This is a genomic window from Oleiphilus sp. HI0079 (assembly GCF_001635105.1).
Genome location: NZ_LWFT01000365.1, coordinates 1 through 769, shown reverse-complemented (window position 1 = coordinate 769; position 769 = coordinate 1). Strand labels below are relative to the sequence as shown.

At 46.6% G+C, this 769-nt stretch carries 1 protein-coding gene; it reads right to left on the bottom strand.

The window, feature by feature from the left end:
* A partial coding sequence (gene proX / locus A3750_RS04855) for a glycine betaine/L-proline ABC transporter substrate-binding protein ProX (protein WP_156498411.1) occupies window positions 1-591 on the bottom strand: 591 nt, incomplete at its 3' end.
* Window positions 592-769: the final 178 nt, after the last annotated feature.

The following is a 769-nucleotide window of genomic DNA, read 5'->3' as shown; positions in this document are numbered from 1 at the left end:
TGCAATGGTGTCTGAAATGATTGCAGCGTACTGGCCTTGTTTGTGCGTAATGGTATCGCGCAATTCAAATGCATCTAGTTGATGCTCAATCACACCTTCACAACCCCATCCAGCCTGACAGCCAGTCAAGTCAGCCTTACCATCACCATCTGTATCAAATAGCTTTGCGATTTCAGGGTCTTTAAAGTCACCAATATTGTCGATGCCGTATTTGTCCGCTGTTTTCTTATCAACCAAATAGCCTTGCGCCGCACCTTTGATGTAATGACCTTTGCGATAGAACTTATCGTCACCACCTGCATTGTCATACATACCATTGTGCAGTGGATACCAGTTAACCGCCATGAATGTTGCATCGCCACTCGCTATTGACGTGTAGCCCGCGCTGTAATCAACTTCTTTTGTTTCTTGAACATCGTAGCCCAACTGAACCAAAGCTTCGTTCAAAATAATCGTCTGAAAAGACTCTTCCGCGATCGCACCTTGAATAGGTACAACCTCAACACCTTTACCAGGCATGTCTGATGCCGTTGCCGACATCGTGGTGATGCCAATGCCTAACCCAATCGCTAAAGCTCGAATAGCTTTCATTTTATGCTCCTTGATGTGCATTTATTGTTGTTTACCAGAAATTTTGCGAAGCAAACCAATAGGGCCGGCTTCATACCAATGACGCGTTCCTCGATCCCGAGCCGACTGCCCTAAAGACTGGGTCAACCTGTCGAGAATAATCGCCAGAATCACAATGCCAACGCCACCCACGGTCGCT